Source organism: Flavobacterium sp. 20NA77.7 (assembly GCF_031326205.1).
GTDB classification, from domain to species: Bacteria; Bacteroidota; Bacteroidia; order Flavobacteriales; family Flavobacteriaceae; genus Flavobacterium; species Flavobacterium nakdongensis.
Genome location: NZ_CP133721.1, coordinates 2,121,470 through 2,141,726, shown reverse-complemented (window position 1 = coordinate 2,141,726; position 20,257 = coordinate 2,121,470). Strand labels below are relative to the sequence as shown.

At 32.0% G+C, this 20,257-nt stretch carries 15 protein-coding genes; 9 read left to right on the top strand and 6 right to left on the bottom strand.

What is annotated here, in order from left to right; all coding sequences use genetic code 11:
• Window positions 1-28: 28 nt before the first annotated feature.
• From RF683_RS09540 to RF683_RS09520, 5 genes are all read left to right on the top strand, one after another.
• Entirely contained in the window at window positions 29-2,341 is a 2,313-nt protein-coding gene (locus RF683_RS09540) for a glycoside hydrolase family 65 protein (protein ID WP_309532060.1), read from the top strand.
• A 100-nt stretch (window positions 2,342-2,441) separates the two neighbouring features.
• Window positions 2,442-4,274 (top strand): glycoside hydrolase family 13 protein, encoded by a 1,833-nt coding sequence (locus tag RF683_RS09535; RefSeq protein WP_309532059.1) that lies wholly within the window; start codon window positions 2,442-2,444, stop codon window positions 4,272-4,274.
• The gene (locus tag RF683_RS09530) at window positions 4,274-5,200 is read left to right on the top strand and encodes an alpha/beta hydrolase (protein ID WP_309532058.1); all 927 of its coding nucleotides are present in this window, start codon (window positions 4,274-4,276) and stop codon (window positions 5,198-5,200) included. Before RF683_RS09535 ends, RF683_RS09530 begins: the two co-directional genes overlap by 1 nt.
• Window positions 5,201-5,230: 30 nt before the next feature.
• Window positions 5,231-7,630, top strand: a complete 2,400-nt coding sequence (locus RF683_RS09525) for a glycoside hydrolase family 31 protein (protein ID WP_309532057.1) — start codon at window positions 5,231-5,233, stop codon at window positions 7,628-7,630.
• 9 nt (window positions 7,631-7,639) lie between these two features.
• Window positions 7,640-9,034 carry an alpha-amylase family glycosyl hydrolase gene (locus RF683_RS09520; RefSeq protein WP_309532056.1) on the top strand — a complete coding sequence of 465 codons (1,395 nt, stop codon included), beginning with the start codon at window positions 7,640-7,642 and terminating at the stop codon, window positions 9,032-9,034.
• Window positions 9,035-9,071: 37 nt separating this feature from the next.
• On the opposite strand, the gene RF683_RS09515 is transcribed toward RF683_RS09520, so the two are convergent.
• From RF683_RS09515 to RF683_RS09500, 4 genes are all read right to left on the bottom strand, one after another.
• Window positions 9,072-10,295 (bottom strand): TCR/Tet family MFS transporter, encoded by a 1,224-nt coding sequence (locus RF683_RS09515; protein ID WP_309532055.1) that lies wholly within the window; start codon window positions 10,293-10,295, stop codon window positions 9,072-9,074.
• Between the two features lie 168 nt (window positions 10,296-10,463).
• Window positions 10,464-10,835: a DUF983 domain-containing protein gene (locus RF683_RS09510; RefSeq protein WP_309532054.1), complete on the bottom strand. Its 372-nt coding sequence runs from the start codon at window positions 10,833-10,835 to the stop codon at window positions 10,464-10,466.
• A 68-nt stretch (window positions 10,836-10,903) separates the two neighbouring features.
• Window positions 10,904-12,121: a 2-oxoglutarate dehydrogenase complex dihydrolipoyllysine-residue succinyltransferase gene (odhB, locus tag RF683_RS09505; RefSeq protein ID WP_309532053.1), complete on the bottom strand. Its 1,218-nt coding sequence runs from the start codon at window positions 12,119-12,121 to the stop codon at window positions 10,904-10,906.
• Between the two features lie 57 nt (window positions 12,122-12,178).
• On the bottom strand, window positions 12,179-14,926 hold the full coding sequence (locus tag RF683_RS09500) for a 2-oxoglutarate dehydrogenase E1 component (RefSeq protein WP_309532052.1): 2,748 nt from the start codon (window positions 14,924-14,926) through the stop codon (window positions 12,179-12,181).
• Between the two features lie 119 nt (window positions 14,927-15,045).
• Here RF683_RS09500 and RF683_RS09495 point away from each other — a divergent pair, with 119 nt between their 5' ends.
• Window positions 15,046-15,582, top strand: coding sequence for a hypothetical protein (locus RF683_RS09495; RefSeq protein WP_309532051.1), 537 nt, complete (start codon window positions 15,046-15,048; stop codon window positions 15,580-15,582).
• Here the strand turns inward: RF683_RS09495 and RF683_RS09490 are convergent.
• The gene (locus RF683_RS09490) at window positions 15,579-15,932 is read right to left on the bottom strand and encodes a hypothetical protein (protein ID WP_309532050.1); all 354 of its coding nucleotides are present in this window, start codon (window positions 15,930-15,932) and stop codon (window positions 15,579-15,581) included. The genes RF683_RS09495 and RF683_RS09490 overlap by 4 nt on opposite strands.
• Before the next feature lie 61 nt (window positions 15,933-15,993).
• Window positions 15,994-16,968 (bottom strand): polyprenyl synthetase family protein, encoded by a 975-nt coding sequence (locus RF683_RS09485; protein WP_309532049.1) that lies wholly within the window; start codon window positions 16,966-16,968, stop codon window positions 15,994-15,996.
• Window positions 16,969-17,109: 141 nt separating this feature from the next.
• On the opposite strand from RF683_RS09485, the gene RF683_RS09480 reads away from it, so the two are divergent.
• The 3 genes from RF683_RS09480 to RF683_RS09470 are packed head-to-tail and all read left to right on the top strand — an operon-like array spanning window position 17,110 to window position 20,204.
• Complete coding sequence (locus RF683_RS09480) at window positions 17,110-17,712, top strand: TetR/AcrR family transcriptional regulator (protein ID WP_309532048.1); 603 nt, start codon at window positions 17,110-17,112, stop codon at window positions 17,710-17,712.
• Window positions 17,713-17,720: 8 nt separating this feature from the next.
• On the top strand, window positions 17,721-19,061 hold the full coding sequence (locus tag RF683_RS09475; protein ID WP_309532047.1) for a TolC family protein: 1,341 nt from the start codon (window positions 17,721-17,723) through the stop codon (window positions 19,059-19,061).
• An 18-nt stretch (window positions 19,062-19,079) separates the two neighbouring features.
• A complete protein-coding gene (locus RF683_RS09470; protein ID WP_309532046.1) occupies window positions 19,080-20,204 on the top strand; it encodes an efflux RND transporter periplasmic adaptor subunit in 1,125 nt (374 codons plus the stop codon).
• Window positions 20,205-20,257 lie beyond the last annotated feature (53 nt).

Genomic DNA, 20,257 nt, shown 5'->3' with positions numbered 1-20,257 from the left:
TAGTTATAGTAGTAATATTTTAGTAAAAATGAATCAAGATTATATTTTACCAAATAATTGGTCCATAATTGAAGAAGGATTTGATGCAGATCGAGTAAAGTCATCTGAAAGTTTATTTAGTATAGGTAATGGTGCTATGGGGCAACGTGCCAATTTTGAAGAGCACTACTCAGGGAGTACTTTTCAAGGTAGTTACATTGCAGGAGTCTATTATCCAGATAAAACTAAAGTGGGCTGGTGGAAAAATGGCTATCCAGAATATTTCGCAAAAGTATTGAACGCGCCAAATTGGATAGGTATTAACGTAGAAATTAATGGCGAAAATCTTGATTTAGCAACATGTAAATCCGTTGCACATTTTAAGCGCGAACTAAATATGAAAGAAGGATGGTATAGCCGTTCTTTTGAAGCTGTATTACAAAATGACACACAAATTGAAGTAAAAGTAATTCGTTTCCTTTCATTAGATATTGATGAATTAGGCGCTATTCGTTATGAAATAGTTCCGGTAAATACAGATGCCAAAGTCGTTTTTAAACCCTATGTTGATGCAGGTATTGAAAATGAAGACACAAATTGGGAAGAGCGTTTTTGGGAAACATTGGAATTGAAAAATCAAGACAATCAAGCTTTTGTTGTAGCACGCACATTAAAAACAAATTTCACAGTAGCTACCTATATGCACAATAGTATATTGGTAAATGAAACTATTGCAGATGTAAAACCTGTAGAGGTTAAAAAAGAAGCACATAGTATTTCATTTTCTTATGAAATTGCAGCAGTTAAAGGACAAAAAGTAAGCATTCAAAAATTTGGAGGCTATACTGTTTCAACCAATCATAAAGAAGAATATTTAATTTCAGCAGCACAAAAAATTATTACTCAAGCCACTGATTTAGGCTTTGATAGATTGCTAGAAAATCAAAAATTAGCGTGGGCTAAAATTTGGGAAATGAGTGATATTACTATCGAAGGAGATGTAAAAGCTCAACAAGGAATTCGTTTCAATATTTTTCAATTAAACCAAACCTATTTAGGTAAAGATTCTCGCTTAAATATTGGACCTAAAGGATTTACTGGAGAAAAATATGGTGGCTCAACTTATTGGGATACTGAAGCGTATTGCATCCCGTTTTATATGGCAACAAAAGATCAAAATGTTGCTCGTAGTTTATTAGAATACCGTTACAATCAATTAGACAAAGCCATCGAAAATGCTCAAAATAATTTAGGGTTCAAAAATGGTGCGGCACTCTATCCAATGGTAACAATGAATGGTGAAGAATGTCATAATGAATGGGAAATTACTTTTGAAGAAATTCATAGAAACGGAGCCATTGCATTTGCTATTTATAATTATTACCGTTTCACAGGTGATTACAGTTACATTCCAGAAAAAGGATTAGAAGTATTGATTGGAATCGCTCGTTTTTGGCACCAAAGAGCTACGTTTTCTACAAATAAAAACAAGTATGTTATTTTAGGAGTAACTGGTCCAAATGAATACGAAAATAACGTAAATAATAACTGGTATACCAATTATATTGCAAAATGGTGTCTTGATTATACGTATGCTCAAATTGAAAAAGTAAAATCGGAATATACTTCTGATTTTGAAAGAATTATGAGCAAAGTAACCTTAAATGATACCGAATTACAATCTTGGAAAAATACTGCAGACAACATGTATTTTCCTTATTCAGAAGAACACGGAGTATATTTACAACAAGATGGTTTCTTAGATAAAGAATTAATTACGGTAGCTGATTTAGACAAGAGCCAAAGACCTATCAATCAAAAATGGTCTTGGGATAGAATTCTTCGTTCGCCTTATATTAAACAAGCAGATACGTTGCAAGGATTCTATTTCTTCGAAGATCATTTTACCAGAGAAGATTTAGCTAAACATTTTGATTTTTATGAGCCATTTACCGTTCATGAAAGCTCATTGTCACCTTGTGTACATTCTATTCAAGCAGCGGTTTTAGGCAGAATGGAACAAGCTTATACTTTTTACTTAAGAACCTCTCGATTAGATTTAGATGATTATAACAAAGAAGTTCATGAAGGATTACATATTACGTCTATGGCAGGAACTTGGATGAGCATTGTAGAAGGTTTTGGAGGAATGCGTGTTAAAAATGACACCTTACATTTTGAACCAAGAATTCCGAAACAATGGCAAGGATTTTCATTTAAAATTAATTTTAGAAATCAAATTATAAAAGTAAACGCATCACATCAAGGAACAACATTCAGTTTAGAAGGAGAAACACCTGTAAAAGTGTTTGTTTTTGGTAAAGAAGTTGTGATTGAACCAAATAATATTGTAACAGTATAGACGATTCTTTTTTTGGGTAATCGAATCAATTTTCTATATAACAAACAAATTAATTAGGTAAACCAATATATAATTCAAATAAGCAATCAAAAATTAGATCATGAAAAAAATACTTTTCTTTTTATTCGTAAGCGCATACAGTTTTGCGCAAATTGACAAAGTTGAACCTCCTTTTTGGTACGAAAACATGAATCTAAGTCAGATTCAAATTATGTTTTATGGAAAAAACATTGCTCAAAATACGGTTTCAGTATCTAACGGAATAGTAATAACAGGTGTTCAAAAAACAGAAAATCCAAATTATATTTTTGTAACTATAGATACCAAAGATGTTTTAGCTCAAGAAGTAGTTTTTACATTTAAAAACAAAAATAAATCCTTTACTCAAAAATACGAGATTAAAAAAAGAAAAGAGAATTCACGATTAAGAGAAAGTTTTGACGCTTCAGATGTGATTTACTTACTTATGCCCGACCGATTTGCTAATGGAGATCTATCAAATGACAGTACACCAAATACAACAGAAAAGGCAGACAGAAATAATCCAGGAGGAAGACATGGTGGGGATATTGAAGGAATCATAAAAAATTTAGATTACATAAAAAGTGTAGGCGCTACGGCAATTTGGCCAACACCGCTTTGCGAGGATAACGATAAAACGTATTCGTATCATACTTATGCACAATCAGATGTGTATAAAATAGATCCAAGATACGGTACAAATGAAGATTTTGTTCGTTTATCAGCAGAAATGAAAAAAAGAAATTTGAAGTTAGTAGTAGACTATGTAACCAATCATTGGGGAGCAGAACACTGGATGTTTAAAGATATGCCTACCTATGATTGGTTCCATCAGTTTCCAGGATACGGACAAACAAATTATAGAATGACTACCCAATTTGATCAAAATGCTTCAAAAATCGACACAAAATATTGCATGGATGGATGGTTTGTAAAATCAATGCCCGATTTAAATCAATCTAATCCAATGGTGTTAAATTATTTAATTCAGAATGCAATTTGGTGGATTGAATATGCAGATTTAAATGGCTTTAGAGTAGATACCTATTCTTATGCAGACAAAGTAGGGATTGCAAAATGGACAAAAGCAATCACTGATGAATATCCAAATTTCAATATCGTTGGAGAAGTATGGATGTACGATCAAGCACAAATGGCTTATTGGCAAAAAGATAGTAAAATTGGAGCTATCCAAAATTACAATTCTTATTTACCTTCAGTTATGGATTTTACACTTCAGGAAGCAATTCATAATGGTGTATTTAATGACGATGAAGCGTCTTGGTTTGGTGGTATTATAAAGGTTTATAACAACTTTACGAATGACTTTCTATATCCAAACCCGAATAGTTTATTAGTGTTTTTTGAAAATCATGATACGGACAGAATTAATGAAATCTATAAAAATGATTTTAAAAAATACCAATTAGCTTTAACTCTTATTGCCACAACAAGAGGCATCCCTCAAATTTATTATGGATCAGAAATTGGAATGGCAGGAGATAAAAGTAAAGGCGATGCAGATATACGAAGAGATTTTCCAGGTGGCTGGGCTACAGATACAACAACCGCTTTTACAAAAGAAGGTAGAACAACAGAACAGGCTAAATACTTTGATTTTACATCAAAAATATTAAATTGGAGAAAAAGTAAAAACATTATTCATACAGGAAAGCTAACGCATTATATTCCTGAAAACAACGTATATGTTTATTTTAGACACGATGAAAAAGAAAGCGTTATGGTTGTAATCAATAATAGTAAAGATAAACAAACTTTTAAAGTAGAACGATTTAAAGAAAATCTTGAAAAATACACAAAAGGTATTGACGTTTTATCTGGAAATAGTTTTGATTGTACAAAAGAAATAACCATAGATGGCAAATCTAGCTTAATTTTAGAATTAAAATAATGTACAAAAAAATATTATTCTTATTTATTTCAGTATGTTCTTTTGCACAAGAAATAATGATGAAAGAAATAAAAAGCGAACATTTTTTAGGTAAAATTCAACGTGTTGAAAATTTTCCATCAAACTATGTAAAGCCCCGAAATGTAGATGTTTGGTTGCCAGAAAATTATTCCCCAGAAAAAAAGTATTCTGTTTTGTATATGCATGATGGACAAATGCTTTTTGACGCAACGACAACATGGAATAAACAAGAATGGCAAGTAGATGATGTAGTGACCAAATTAGTGGCAGAAAATAAAATTGAAGACGTAATTGTTGTAGGCGTTTGGAATATTCCTACTATAAGACATTTAGATTTATTTCCACAAAAAGCGTTTGATTTATTGCCAAAACAAGAGAAAGAAAAAATGATTGAACAAGCGAAAGCTATCAATTTAGATTTGACTAAAATTAATTCAGATAATTATTTAAAATTTATTGTAGAGGAAGTTAAGCCATTTGTAGACAAGCAATTTTCAACGTATTCAGATGCTGCACATACGGCGGTTATGGGTTCCAGTATGGGCGGACTAATTTCTATGTATGCTATATGTGAATATCCTGAAATTTTTAGTAAAGCCGCTTGTTTGTCCACACATTGGATAGGATTAAAAGATGTAGAAAACAATCCTATGCCTAATGCTTTTTTTACCTATATGCAAAAAAAATTACCGAATCCTGATACACATAAAATCTATTTTGATTTTGGCACAGAAACATTAGATGCATTTTATGTAAAATATGAAGACAATGTAAATCAAATACTAGCAGAAAAAGGATTTACTGAAAAAAATGCTAAAAATTTAAAATTTGAAGGAACAGATCATTCTGAAAATTCTTGGCAAAAAAGAATTCATATTCCTTTAGAATTTATGTTTGGAAAATAAAAGGTGTTTCAATTAACTAACTGATTTGAAATGAAAAAAATACTTATATTACTTGTACTAACTACAATTTCTTTCGGGCAAAACACAAAAAGAAATTTTCTTTATTCAAAAGGTTTACACGTCAATGTGTCGGATGGAGCATATCATTTCAAATTTATTAATTCAAACATAGTTGAAACTACTTTTATACCCAATAACGAAAAAAACACACCTGAATCAGTAGCTACTATTCCTGTAAATTCGGATAATTATGATATAACTTCCACTGAAAATGCTAACGAAATTTCTTTTTCGTATCAAAATTTAACTATCAAAATTACCAAACAACCTTTCCAAATAAGATATTCCTATAAAAACAAAGAAATTCTAGCTGAAAAATTAGGCTATTTTAAAAGAAAACACATTCCCTTAGATATTGTTAAAGATAATATTAAAGCAGACTCTACAGAAGTGCTACAGTTTTCAATTACGCCTAACGAAATGCTTTATGGTGGCGGTGCTAGGGCTTTAGGCATGAATAGAAGAGGAAATAAACTAGCGTTATACAACAGAGCACATTATGGGTATGAAGATCAAGCTGCTTTAATGAATTTTACTCTTCCCATAGTTATTTCGTCAAACAAATATATGGTCCATTTTGATAATGCTCCAGTGGGCTATTTAGATTTGGATAGTCAAAAAAATAATACATTAGAATATGAAACAATTTCTGGGAGAAAGACGTATCAGATAATTGTTGGTGATTCATGGGAAGATTTAACAACAAATTATACCCTGCTTACAGGAAGACAGCCTTTACCGCCAAGATGGGCTTTTGGAAATTTCGCTTCTCGGTTTGGATATCATTCGGAAGCAGAAGCTAGAAAAACGATTGAAAAATTTAAAGCAGAAAAGATACCTGTAGATGCTATAATTCTAGATTTGTATTGGTTTGGTAAAACGATTCAAGGCACCATGGGAAATTTGGAAGTTTTTAGAGACAGTTTTCCAAATTTTGAGACGATGGTAAGCGATTTTAATAAAATTGGAGTAAAAACGATACCTATAACAGAACCATTTATTTTAACTACTTCGGCTAAATGGAATGATGCAGTGGCTAAAAATGTATTATGTACTGCAGAAGATAGTAAACCAGCTACATGGGACTTTTATTTTGGAAATACAGGATTAGTTGATGTCTTTAAACCAGAAGGAAAAAAATGGTTTTGGGACATTTATAAAAATTTAATAAATAATGGAGTAGGAGGTGTTTGGGGTGATTTAGGTGAGCCCGAGGTTTTCCCTTCTTTTGCTCATTCTGTAAAAGGTTTAGCAGACGAGGTGCACAATATTTATGGGCATCAATGGGCAAAAATGATTTATGAGGGCTATCAAAAAGATTTTCCAACACAAAGACCGTTTATTTTAATGCGAGCAGGAGCCGCAGGTTCACAACGTTATGGTATGATACCATGGAGTGGAGATGTAAATAGAACGTGGGGAGGCTTGTCAAAACAAGTAGAAATTGCATTACAAATGGGAATGCAAGGTATGGCTTATATGCATTCAGATTTAGGTGGATTTGCAGGGGCTAATTTAGATGATGAATTATACGTAAGATGGTTACAGTATGGTGTTTTTAACCCCGTATTTAGACCACATGCACAAGAAGAAGTGCCTTCAGAAACAGTATATAGAAGTGATTGGGCAAAAAAAATAGCCAAACAAGCAATCGAATTACGTTACCAATTATTACCTTATAATTATACGTTGGCTTACAAAAATTCAACTACGGGTACACCGCTTATGAGACCTTTGTTTTTTGAAGACGATACAAATGATCTACTCTCAAAAGCTGATGGGTATTTATGGGGAAATGATTTTTTAGTTTACCCTATTCTTGAAAAAGCTCAAAAAACGAAAGAGATTTATTTTCCTAAATCGGCAAATTGGTATGATTTTTATACTGGAAAACGCTATGAAGCAGGTGCAACAGAAATACTTTCATTAGTAGAAAATTATATCCCAACATTTGTGAAAGCAGGAAGCTTTATTCCTACCTATAAAGTAGCACAAACGACTTCAGCTATTAATTATGACGAAATAGTCGTGCATTATTTTAGAGATAATGAAACTACTGCGGAAGGATATATGTATGAAGATAACGGACAAACACCTGAAGCAATTGTTAAAAATGATTATGGAACGATTCATTTTAAAAGTACTCAAAACAACAAAAAACTTTTAATAAGCACAGAAGCTATTTCAAGAGGAAACTATAAAATGACAACGAAACAATTTGAAATAGTAATTCATAATTGTAACAAAGCTCCAAAAAACATAAAGGTAAATGGAAACATCAGAATTTTTGAATTTAACAAACAAACACAAACATTAATTATAAAAGCAGAAAAAGAAAATAACCAAAACACAATAGAAATTAATTTTTAATAGAAAAAAATGAAAAAATTTATCACCTCATTTGCTGCACTTTTAATGTGTATTAGCGCTACAGCACAAAAAGAAGAAATTAAATTTTTACCACCTTCAGGATTTCACTATGATTCAAGTGAAATGGAAAATGCTGTAATTTACGAAGCAAATATTCGTCAATATTCCCCAGAAGGAACATTTAATGCCTTTACAAAAGACATTCCTAAATTGAAAAGTTTAGGTGTAAAAATAATTTGGTTAATGCCAATCCATGAAGTGGGAATGAAGAATAGAAAAGCGTATGGGAATGTTTCAATTGAACAAATACCGGAAAATGAAAAAGCTAAATATTATGGAAGTCATTATGCTGTAAAAGATTATAGAAGTGTGACGCCTAATTATGGAACAAAAGCAGATTTTGATAAATTAGTTAAAACAGCCCACGAAAATGGCATCTATGTTATTTTGGATTGGGTACCAAATCACACAGCTTGGGATCATGCTTGGGTAACGGAGCATAATGATTATTATACGCGCGATAAAAAAGGAAATATGGTTTCTCCATTTGATTGGACAGACGTTGCGGATTTAAATTATGATAATCCAAACATGAGAAAAGCAATGTTAGAAGACATGAAATATTGGATTGAAAAACATAATATTGATGGGTACCGTTGTGATGTAGCTATGGAAGTGCCAAGAGATTTTTGGGATAATACGGCAAAAGAGTTAAACAAAATTAAGCCTGTCTTTATGTTAATGGAAGCAGAGCAACCCGATTTAATGCAAGATGCTTTTGATATGCAATACGGCTGGACGGTTCATCATATTTTTAATAAAATTTACAAAGGCGAAAACACAGTAAAAGACTTTGATGCTTATATGCAAAAAGTATTAACATCAAATGAGAAAGATGATGTTTATATGGTTTTTACTTCAAATCATGATGAAAATTCATGGAACGGAACAGAATATGAAAGATTAGGAAATGCTGTTGAGGTTTTTGCAGCTTTGTCATTCACCATGCCAGGTATGCCATTGATTTATAATGGTCAAGAATATGATTTAAATAAGCGTTTGAAATTTTTTGAAAAAGATCAGTTTGATCATACAGAAGGGAAAATGATGTCTATTTACAAAAAATTAGGGCGATTAAAACGAGATAATATTGCTTTAAACGGAGGTAAAAATGCTGCATCATACAAAAGAATTCCAACCGCCAATGATGATAAAATTTTAGCCTTTGAACGTGAAAAAGACGGTAAAAAAGTAATTTTCATTGCCAATTTATCGAATCAAACGATTGAAACAAAAATTCAACTAAAAGGTGATTTTACCGAATATATGTCGGGAAATAAAATTCAATTTAGAACCGATGCGCCTATTGGTTTACAAGCTTGGCAATATTTAATTTTAGAATAATATAAGCTATATTTTTTTAAATGCTGTTTAAGGTAACTTAAACAGCATTTTGTTTTTTACGAAAAGAAAAATACGCAATAATAGTGCTCACAAACATTAAAATACCTCCTAACACAAAAGGGGCTCCGGGAAATAAAAAAGGAGCATCATTGTGTGTAAAAAAATAAAAAACAGTAGACATCATTGGAGGGCCAATAATAGCCGAGGCGCTCATTAAGCTCGATAATGTCCCTTGTATTTCGCCTTGTTCATTTGAAGGAACTTGTTCGGAAATAACGGCTTGCATTGCAGGTCCAGCAATTCCGCCTAAACAATAAGGAATAAGAAAAACAAACATCATCCAACTTTCTGTTGCTGTGGCAAACAAAAACATACCAATCGTGTATAAAGCCATGCCTATATAGATGCTTTTTTCATTTCCTAATTTAGGGTTAATCCATCTGATTAATCCACCTTGAACAATCCCTACTAATAAACCAATTACTCCTAAGGAAATACCAACCATTTTTTCATCCCAATTAAAGCGATACATAGTAAAGAAACTCCAATTGCTATGAACAGCATGAGATGCTACATATAATAAAAATATAGCGAAAACAAGACCAATTAATTTAGGGTATTTTTTTACATGTAATAAAGCGCCAATTGGATTAGCTCTTTTAATATCAAAAGCTCTTCGGTTTTCTTTATCTAATGATTCAGGTAAAATGAAAAAACCATATAAAAAGTTGAGTAAACACAATACAGCAGCAGCATAAAATGGTACTCGAGCGCCATATTGCCCTAGTAAACCACCAATTACTGGCCCAATAATGAAGCCTAAGCCAAAAGCGGCACCAATCATTCCAAAGTTTTTTGCTCGATTTTCGGGTGTACTCACATCTGCAATATAAGCTGAAGCAGTTGTAATACTTGCCCCTGTTAAACCAGCTATAATTCTTCCTACAAATAACCAAGTGATTGTAGGTGCAAAAGCCAACAACAAGTAGTCCATAGAAAAAGCAAATAGCGAAATTAAAATGATAGGCCTTCTCCCATATTTATCACTTAAATTACCAATTAGTGGTGCAAAAATAAATTGCGTAAATGCATAGGCAAATGTTAACCAACCTCCAATTTTTGCCGCTTCACTAATATCACCATGAATCAGTTCTTTTATCAATTTTGGAATTACAGGAATTATAATCCCCCATCCTGTAATATCAATTAACATGGTAATAAATATAAATCCTATCGCAGCTTGTTTTGGGTTCTTTTTCATATGTAGATATTTATTAGTTTTTTATTGGTCATATGGTATGCTTTGCCGGTTCAACTTCGTTTCGGGTCGCCTATCTTCATTGGCGTTTGCATACAAACGATTTTGTTTATGGCAATTGTCATCTTACAAATAAACAAAAATATTTCCTGTAAATGAGGGTTATGTATTTTATAATTTTCTATTCATTCCATCAAAAATATATATCCATATCATTCTTGAACATCTAAAATTAAAAGTACTTACTATTAATGACGCTATTCCAATAAGAATTATAATAGTTATATAGCTTGAAACAAACAAATTCAGCAGTAAAAATAAAACAATCATTTCTCCTACTGCAAGCGCATAGCTTACAAACATAGATCCAAAAAAATAGCCTGGTTCTTTTTCAAATTTATGGTTGCAAGTTGAGCAGTTTTCATGCATTTTTGGAATCCGCAATAAGAGTAAATTTCCTGATGTAGCAAATACTTTTCCTTGCTCACATTTTGGACATTTTTCATTTAAAATATTTTTTAATAGGGCTATGTAAGAGGTCATATTTTTATATTTAAAAACCCGATTAGAAATGTAATCGGGTTTTAAGTTTATTTTAAAAAGGTCTGAAATTACAGTTCTAATGCCTTTTTAGGATTGTTATCCATTAATAGTTCCGTTGGATTTTCTAATGCTTCTTTAACAGCGACTAAGAATCCAACTGATTCACGACCATCAATAATTCTATGATCATAAGATAAGGCAACATACATAACAGGAGCAATTACGATTTGTCCATTTTTAACAATAGCTCGCTCTACCACATTGTGCATACCTAAAATTCCTGATTGTGGAGGATTGATAATTGGTGTAGACAACATACTACCAAATACACCACCATTAGAAATAGTAAATGTACCGCCCGTCATTTCATCAACAGTAATTTGCCCGTCACGAGCTCGTATAGCTAGTCTTTTAATTTCTGCTTCTACGCCACGGAATGATAATAATTCGGCATTTCTAACTACAGGTACCATAAGCCCTTTTGGTCCAGAAACTGCAACTGAAATGTCACAGAAGTCATAAGATATTTTCTCTTGACCATCAATCATTGAATTTACATCTGGGTACAATTGCAAAGCTCTAGTTACCGCTTTAGTGAAAAATGACATAAACCCTAATCCTAAACCATGTTTTGTTTTAAACTCATCTTTATATTGCTCGCGTAACGTATAGATAGCCGTCATATCAACTTCATTAAAAGTAGTTAACATGGCAGTTTCGTTTTTAGCGGCTACTAAACGTTCAGCTACTTTTCTACGCAACATAGAAAGTTTTGTTCGTTCAGAACCACGAGAGCCTCCTGTAGGTGTTCCCATAGATGGTACAGCATTAGCCGCATCTTCAGTTGTGATTCTACCTCCTTTACCTGTTCCTACAACATCAGAAGGCTGAATGTTTTTCTCGGCTAATATTTTCTTTGCTGCAGGAGAAGCTGAACCCGTTGCATAAGTAGTTTCTTGCACAGGTGTTGTTTTTGGCGCATCTTCTTTTTTAGTTTCAGCTTTTGGTGCCTCGGTTGCTGGAGCGCTTGCACCGCCTTCTGGTTTAGAAGCATCTGTATCAATTAAACAAACTACAGCACCTACAGCCACAGTGTCACCTTCTTCCGCTTTAAGCGTAATAATTCCGCTCATTTCAGCTGGTAATTCAAGTGTTGCTTTATCTGAATCAACCTCAGCAATTGCCTGGTCTTTTTCTACATAATCTCCATCTTTTACTAACCAAGTAGCAATTTCTACTTCTTTTATTGATTCCCCTGGTGAAGGGACTTTCATTTCTAAAATCATCGGTATATAATTTTATAAAGTGTTGTTATATGTTATTTCAAAAATACGATTTATTTTTTATAAATTTTTATCAAATACTTTAGCAATAGTAGCCGCATGACGTTTTTTAGAACGCGTATAGCTACCAGCAGCAGGAGCACTATAAGCTGGTGATGAGGCTAGTCTTAATTTTACTAAATCAAAATTCATTAGCATGTAACCATAAGCGCCCATATTTTTTGGTTCTTCTTGTGCCCAAACATAATCATTGGTATTTGAATATTTAGCAATGACTGCCTGTAATTGATCTATTGCTAAAGGGAATAATTGTTCAATACGAACTAAAGCTACATCGTTTCTCCCTAAGCTCTCTCTTTCTGCTTTTAAATCATAATAAAATTTACCTGTACAGAATACTACTGTTTTTACATCTGCAGCATGTACATGTACATCATCAATTACTTCTTGGAATGTGCCAGATGCAAATTCTTCTACTCCAGAAATTGCTTCTGGGTGACGCAATAAACTTTTTGGTGTAAATACCATCAATGGTTTTCTGTAATCCGTTAGCATTTGTCTTCTCAATAAGTGGAAGAAATTTGCAGGGGTTGTACAATCTGCAACAAACATATTTTGTTGTGAGCATAGTTGTAAATAACGTTCCATACGTGCTGAAGAATGTTCTGCTCCTTGATTTTCATATCCATGAGGCATTAAGAAAACCAATCCGTTTTGACTGTTCCATTTGTCTTCCGCGGCAGAAATGTATTGATCAATCATAATTTGAGCGCCATTTGAAAAATCTCCAAATTGTGCTTCCCAAATGGTTAGTGTTTTTGGCGATGCTAACGCATATCCATAATCAAAACCTACCACACCATATTCTGATAATAATGAGTTGAAAGCATTAAAGTTTCCTTTTTTGTTTGGAATATGATCTAGTAATACAACTTCTTCTTCAGATTCGTCTACTTTTACAACCGCATGACGATGAGAAAAAGTTCCTCTTTCTACATCTTGCCCTGAAATACGCACATTATAGCCTTCCGTTAGCAAAGAGCCATACGCTAACATTTCGCCCATAGCCCAGTCTAACTTATTTGTATCAAAATACATTACTTTTCTGTCGTTGATTAGTTTTTGTATTTTACTAATAAATTTTTTATCGGTAGGCAATTCAGTAACTACTTTTGCAATGTCAGTTAATATTTTTTTATCTACAGCGGTGTTGATTTTTTCTAACATTTTAGTTCTGTTAGCTTTGTTAAAACCAACCCATTCATCTTGCATAAATGGTGTAATTACTGTTAGTTCTTCCGCTCTTGAGGCATTTAGATTTTCATCTAATTTTGCTTTATATGCTTCTTCGATTTCTTTAACATAAGTTGATGCAATAACACCTTGTTCGGCTAATTTAGCACCATAAATATCTCTAACGTTTTTATGTTTAGCTAGCGTTTTGTATAATTTTGGTTGTGTAAAACGAGGTTCATCGCCTTCATTATGACCATATTTTCTATAGCCCAATACATCTATATACACATCTAATCCAAACTCCATGCGGTATTCTAAAGCAAATGTTAATGCCTTTACAACTGCTTCTGCATCATCAGCATTTACATGTATTACTGGAGATGCAGTTAGTTTTGCAATATCTGTACAATAAGTTGCTGATCTAGAATCTGTATAGTTAGTAGTAAACCCAACTTGGTTATTGATTACTACGTGAATGGTTCCTTGTGTTTTATACCCATCAAGATTTACCATTTGCGCTACTTCATAAACTAAACCTTGTCCTGCAACGGCCGCATCACCGTGTACAATTATAGGCAATACTTTCTTAGGTTCGTTTGTGTATAATCTATCTTGTTTAGAACGTGTAATACCTTCAACTACGGCACCTACTGTTTCTAAATGAGATGGATTTGGAACTAAGTTAATATTTATTGCTTTTCCTGCTCTAGTGGTTTTGTGAGTTGTAATTCCAAGGTGGTATTTTACATCTCCATCAAAATGATCTTCATCTGCATAATCTTTTCCATCAAATTCACTGAAGATATTTTTTGTAGGTTTATCAAATACATTTGCTAGAATATTTAAACGCCCTCTGTGCGCCATACCCAGTACAACTTGTTCAACGCCTACTTGTGCTGCATCTTCAATAAGTAAATCAAAAGCAGGAACTACTGCTTCGTTTCCTTCTAAAGAAAAGCGTTTTTGTCCAACATATTTTGTATGTAAAAAATTTTCAAAAGAAACGGCTTCGTTAAGTTTTTCAAGAATTATTTTTTTTCTTTCTGACGAAACTTCGTCAGTCATAGCGTTTATTTTTGATTCAATCCATTGAGTTGCTTTTGGATCACGAATGTATTTGTATTCAAAAGCCAACGATTGGCAAAATAATTTTTCTAATAGTTGAATTAGTTCACCTAATGTTATTGCTGTTTTATTTACTAATGTCGAAGATTGAAACACAGTCGTTAAATCTGTCGAAGACAAATGGAAATTTTCAATAGCTAAAGAAGGAGAAAATGTTCTTCTATCTCTAACAGGATTCGTTTTTGAAAACAAATGTCCGTTTGTTCTATATGCTTCAATAAGTTGAATAACTCGTATCTCTTTCTCTATTTTCTCAGAAAGATTAGAGTTGTCAATAGTTACATTGCCTAGTTCTTCAGTAGGGTTTGCAAATTCGTTTGCAAAATCAAAACCTTGAAAAAAGCTTCTCCAGCTAGGCTCTATGCTATCTGGATTTTGTAAATATTGATCGTATAGTTCAGCAAAGTATGCTGTGTGTGCTGCGTTTAAAAATGAAAACCTATCCATGATATTGATGTATCAATCTTTGGGGTTAAAAAATTAATGCAAAAGTATAAACTTTTCTGCTAATCTTTCAAAGAATTTTATACTTTTATGCACTAAATTGTAAATTGTTTAAAAAGGATATGAAAAAATGCTTAAAGTTATCAAAATCATTTTTTTTTGGGGTTTTAATTCTGAATTTTTCAATTTTAACTGCTCAAGATGAAAGTGGTTCTAAGATTAAAAGTAATTTTTGGAAGCATGTTACTTATGGAGGTGGGTTAGGATTAGCTGTAGGAGGCGGTTTTACAGATGTTTCTTTAGCTCCAACCGCTTATTATAATTTTAATTCTAAAACAGCTATGGGGTGTGGTTTGATAGGGAGTTACAGTAAACAAAGTGGTTATTTTTCTTCGGCGATTTATGGAGTAAGTACTATTGGATTGTTTAATGCTTTTGAAGAAATGCAATTGTCTGTTGAGGTTGAACAACTTAGAGTTAATAATAGTTTTGCTGCTAATTCACAAGCCAATCGAAATTTTTGGAATACATCTTTGTTCTTAGGCGCAGGTTATAGATCTCAAAATGTGACTGTGGGTGTACGTTATAATGTTTTGTACAAAGAACGCAATAATGTTTATTCGCAGGCCTATATGCCTTTTGTAAGAATTCAATTTTAATAATATTTTCTAAACCATACTTTTTGCCATTCTCTTTTTAGAATTAAAAACGTTACATCTTCCGTAAGTTTAAAGATATCAGAGCCGTCTAGTTTTTTTATTTTTTCTTCTGAAACATCAATAATATATAGTAAATTTAAGTACTCACTAAATTTGTTTTGAATTAAATGCAGTAATTTTTCTTGAATCCTATTTTTAAATTCAAAAGGCAAAATACTGACTGGAATATCAATATTTTCATTCGCTAAGCCAAAATCTTTATTGACTTGTTCTATTAGTTTGAAGTATAAGTTTTCTTCTTCGGCTTGCGAAATTAAAGTGTCAATATTTTGTGGCGGACTAAATACCATAAATTCTATTAAAAAAATATAAAACTATAGCTCCTTTTGGATTTCAAAATTTGAGTATAATTTACACGTTTCTTCCCATTAAATTTTCCCCAAAGGCTTTTAAAATAGCTTTCTTTTCGCCATCAATAGCCATTTTCTCTAAAGTTTCAAAAGCTTTTAAGGTGTAATTTGCTATCGCTTTTTTAGTTGCTTCGCTTGCGCCGCTTTCTACAAATATTTTCTTAGCAGCTTCAATTTTTTCTACATTATCAGCTAATTGAATGGAAAATAAATGTGCCAATTGTTGTTTATCATTTGCAGTTGCAAACTCCATTGCTTTTAAAAATAAATACGTTTTTTTATTTTCGATAATATCTCCCCCCACTTGTTTGCCGAAGGTTTCTGGGTTTCCAAAAGCATCTAAATAATCATCTTGCAATTGAAAGGCAATGCCTAAATTTAACCCAAAATCATAAATTAAATTTCCATTTTCTTCCGAAGTTTCCGCTACAATAGCGCCCATTTTCATAGCAGCTCCAAGCAAAACAGCGGTTTTGTATTCTATCATTTTCAAATATTCAGGAATAGTAACATTTGTTCGTGTTTCAAAGTCTACATCATATTGTTGCCCTTCACAAACTTCTAAGGCCGTTTTACTAAATAATTTAGCTAGTTTTTGAAAAATTTCAGGCTTATAGTTTTCAAAATATTGATAAGCCAAAATTAACATAGCATCGCCCGAAAGAATTCCGGTATTCACATTCCATTTTTCATGTACGGTTGGTTTTCCTCTTCGCAAAGGCGCATCATCCATAATATCGTCATGAATTAATGAAAAATTATGAAAAACTTCTATTGCCGTAGCTGCTGGTAGCGCTTGTTTATAGTCACCATCAAAAACAGCCGTTGACATTAATGTTAAAACAGGTCTAATTCTTTTACCTCCTAATTCTAGAATGTAGGATATGGGTGCATATAAATTTTTTGGTTCCTTATCTAAATTAGTGTTTTCAAAATGATTTTTAACAACCTCTTGAAATTGTTGTAAGCTTAACATTTGTATATTTTTTTGCTAAGATAAGTTATTTGTTAGAATTGTTTAATGTTATTCAATTGTTAAATTTTTATAAAAACTTTGGAAACTATTTTTGTTTTAAAAGTTTCTGACATACATTTGCATCGAAATTATACTTAAAAAATGAAAGACCAAATTCTAATTAAAGCAACTGATATGTTTTTAACACTTGGATTCAAGAGTGTTACCATGGATGATATTGCGACAGAAATGGGTATTTCAAAAAAAACGATTTATCAGCATTACAATACCAAAGACCAATTAGTGGAAGAATCTACCATGCATTTGTTTGACACTATTTCCAGTGGTATTGATACAATTTTTGCTTTAGGTCATAATCCTATTGAAGAATTATTTGTAATCAAGGATTTTGTAATGAAAAATTTAAAAAACGAAAGTACATCCCCTATATATCAACTTCAGAAGTATTATCCAAAAATTCATAAGACGTTGATGTTAAAACAATTTGATAAAATGGGCGATTGTATTGTTGTAAATCTAGAAAAAGGAATAGCCCAAGGGTTTTTTAGAAAAGAAATCAATACAGCATTGATTGCTCGTTTTTATTTTGCGGGCATGACTAGTTTAAAGGATACAGAAATTTTTAATATAGAACTTTTTTCGTCAAATGAAATTCAATTGATTTATTTAGAATATCATTTAAGAGGAATTTGTACAGAAAAAGGAATAAAAGAATTAGAGAAACATTTAAAAAAGAATAATTGATAGTAAAAATGAGAAAATTAACTTTGATAACCTGTTTGACAATTAGTTATGGTCTTTTTGCACAAGAAAGAGTAAATTCATTTGCTTTTTCGTTAAAAGAGGCTATTGATTATGCGCAAAAAAATAATTATAGCGTTGTAAATGCTTCAAAAGATTTAGAAATTGCAAAAAAGAAAAAATGGGAAACAACTACTATGGGCTTGCCTCAAATTTCGGGGTCGGTTTCTTATTTAAAAACGTTTGAGTTTCAAAAACAAGGGGTAGCAGCAAATACGTTTAATCCGGCGGCACCAGCAGATGAAATTATTGGAATAGCATTTGGAACAAAGCACAATGCGATTACATCGGTAAGCTTAAATCAATTAATATTTGACGGCTCTTATTTGGTTGGGTTACAATCAGCAAAAACGTATTTAAAAATATCTGAAAATGCCATCGTAAAAACAAACCAAGAAATAAAAGAAATTGTCATCAATTCTTATGGGAATGTATTATTTGCAGAAGAAAATATTTCCGTTTTGAATAAAAATAAAGCAATCTTGGAAAAGATTCTTTCAGATACCAAGCAAATTTATAAAAACGGATTGATAGAAGAAGAAAGTGTAGAGCAATTACAAATTACCTTAAATTCTTTAAATAGTGCATTAGATAATGTTACCAAACAAAAACAGATTGCACTTAATATGTTGAAATTAATTGTAGGTATTGATTTGGAAAACGATTTGAAACTAACAGATAAATTAGACGATTTAACCCAACAAAACATTGATTTAAATTTATTATCACAAACATTTGAAGTTGAAAAAAATATTGATTTTCAAATAGGTAAAAATATTGAACAAAGTAAACTGTTATTAGTTAAATTAGAAAAAAGTAAAGCATTACCTTCACTTGGTGCACAAATAAATTTTGGATACAACACATTTTCTAATCAATTCAACATTATGAATTCTAGCCAAAAATGGTATAATTTTTCAAATGTTGGTTTAGGATTAAATGTGCCTGTTTTTAGTAGCTTTGGACGAACAGCCCGAACGCAACAAGCCAAAATTGAATTAGAAAAAGCCAAAGTTCAAGTAACAGAAACAGCTCAAAAACTAAAATTACAATACCAAAAAGCAAAAAGTGATTATGAGTATTGTATTCAAAAATATGCTATTGCACAGGCTAATTTAAAACTTGCTGAACGAATTGAGGCTAAACAAGAAATTAAATTTAGAGAAGGTTTGTCTACAAGTTTTGATTTTGCAGACGCTCAAAAACAATTATACACAGCACAACAAGAACTTTTACAAGCGATGCTTGATGTGATAAATAAAAGAGCAATATTAGAAAAATTAATAAATTAAATAAAAAAACATAAACAAATGAAAAAAATAGCTTTAACCTTAACTGCTTTAGTTGTCTTGTCTTGTGGTCAAAAATCTACAGATGATTTGATAAAAGATAAGAATAAAACAGAATTAACTAAAAGAAAGACTGAGCTTCAAGCTGAGTTAACAAAAATTAATGCTGCCTTAGCAGGAGATAAAACTGCTGAAACCGAAACATTAGTTTCTTTAATTACACTTAAAGATACTGTTTTCAACCATTATTTAGAAATTCAAGGAAGTGTTGATACAAAAGAAAATATCTTAATTCAACCCGAATTTAGCGGCACATTAGTAACTCTAAATGTAAAAGCAGGTCAACGAGTTGCAAAAGGTCAAGTTTTAGGAAAAATTGATGATGCAGGAATGGGACAACAATTAGCTAGCATTGAAAATCAATATGCACTGGCTAAAACAACTTTTGAAAGACAAAAAAATCTTTGGGATAAAAAAATTGGTTCTGAGATTCAATATTTACAAGCTCAAACACAAATGATATCGGCTCAAAAAGCTGTAGCACAAATGAGAGCTCAAGTTGCAAAAACGATAATTCGTGCCCCTTTTTCAGGAACAATTGATGAGGTTTTTGTAGAAAGAGGTCAGGTAGTTGCTCCTAATCCACAAGGATTAATGCGCATTGTAAATTTAGCAAATATGTATGTTGAAACAACAGTTCCTGAAGCCTATATCGGAAAATTAAAACCGGGCACATTGGTAGATGTATATTTAACATCATTAGGAAAAACGTATAAAGGAAAAGTACGCCAAGTAGGAAATTTTATTAATCCTAATAACAGAAGTTTTGGCATTGAGGTAAGTTTACCAAACCCAGATAATTTATTACGACCAAATCAAGTCGCAAAACTTAAAATTATTGATTATACGGTTAAAAATGCTATCGTTGTTCCTACAAACGTAGTACAAGAAGACGCGGCTCATAATAAGTTTGTTTTTGTAGCTACACAAGTAAATGGTGCTAAAGCAGTGGCTAAAAAAGTTGTAGTAAAAGTAGGTAAATCATCAGATAATGTAACCGAAATTATAAGTGGATTAGCTGTAAATGATAAAATAATTACCGAGGGAGCTACAAGTATTGCAGATGGAATGAAACTTAATTTCTAAAATATAATTGTTTCAAGTTTAAGGTTTCAAGTTGTTCACAAAACGCTTAAACC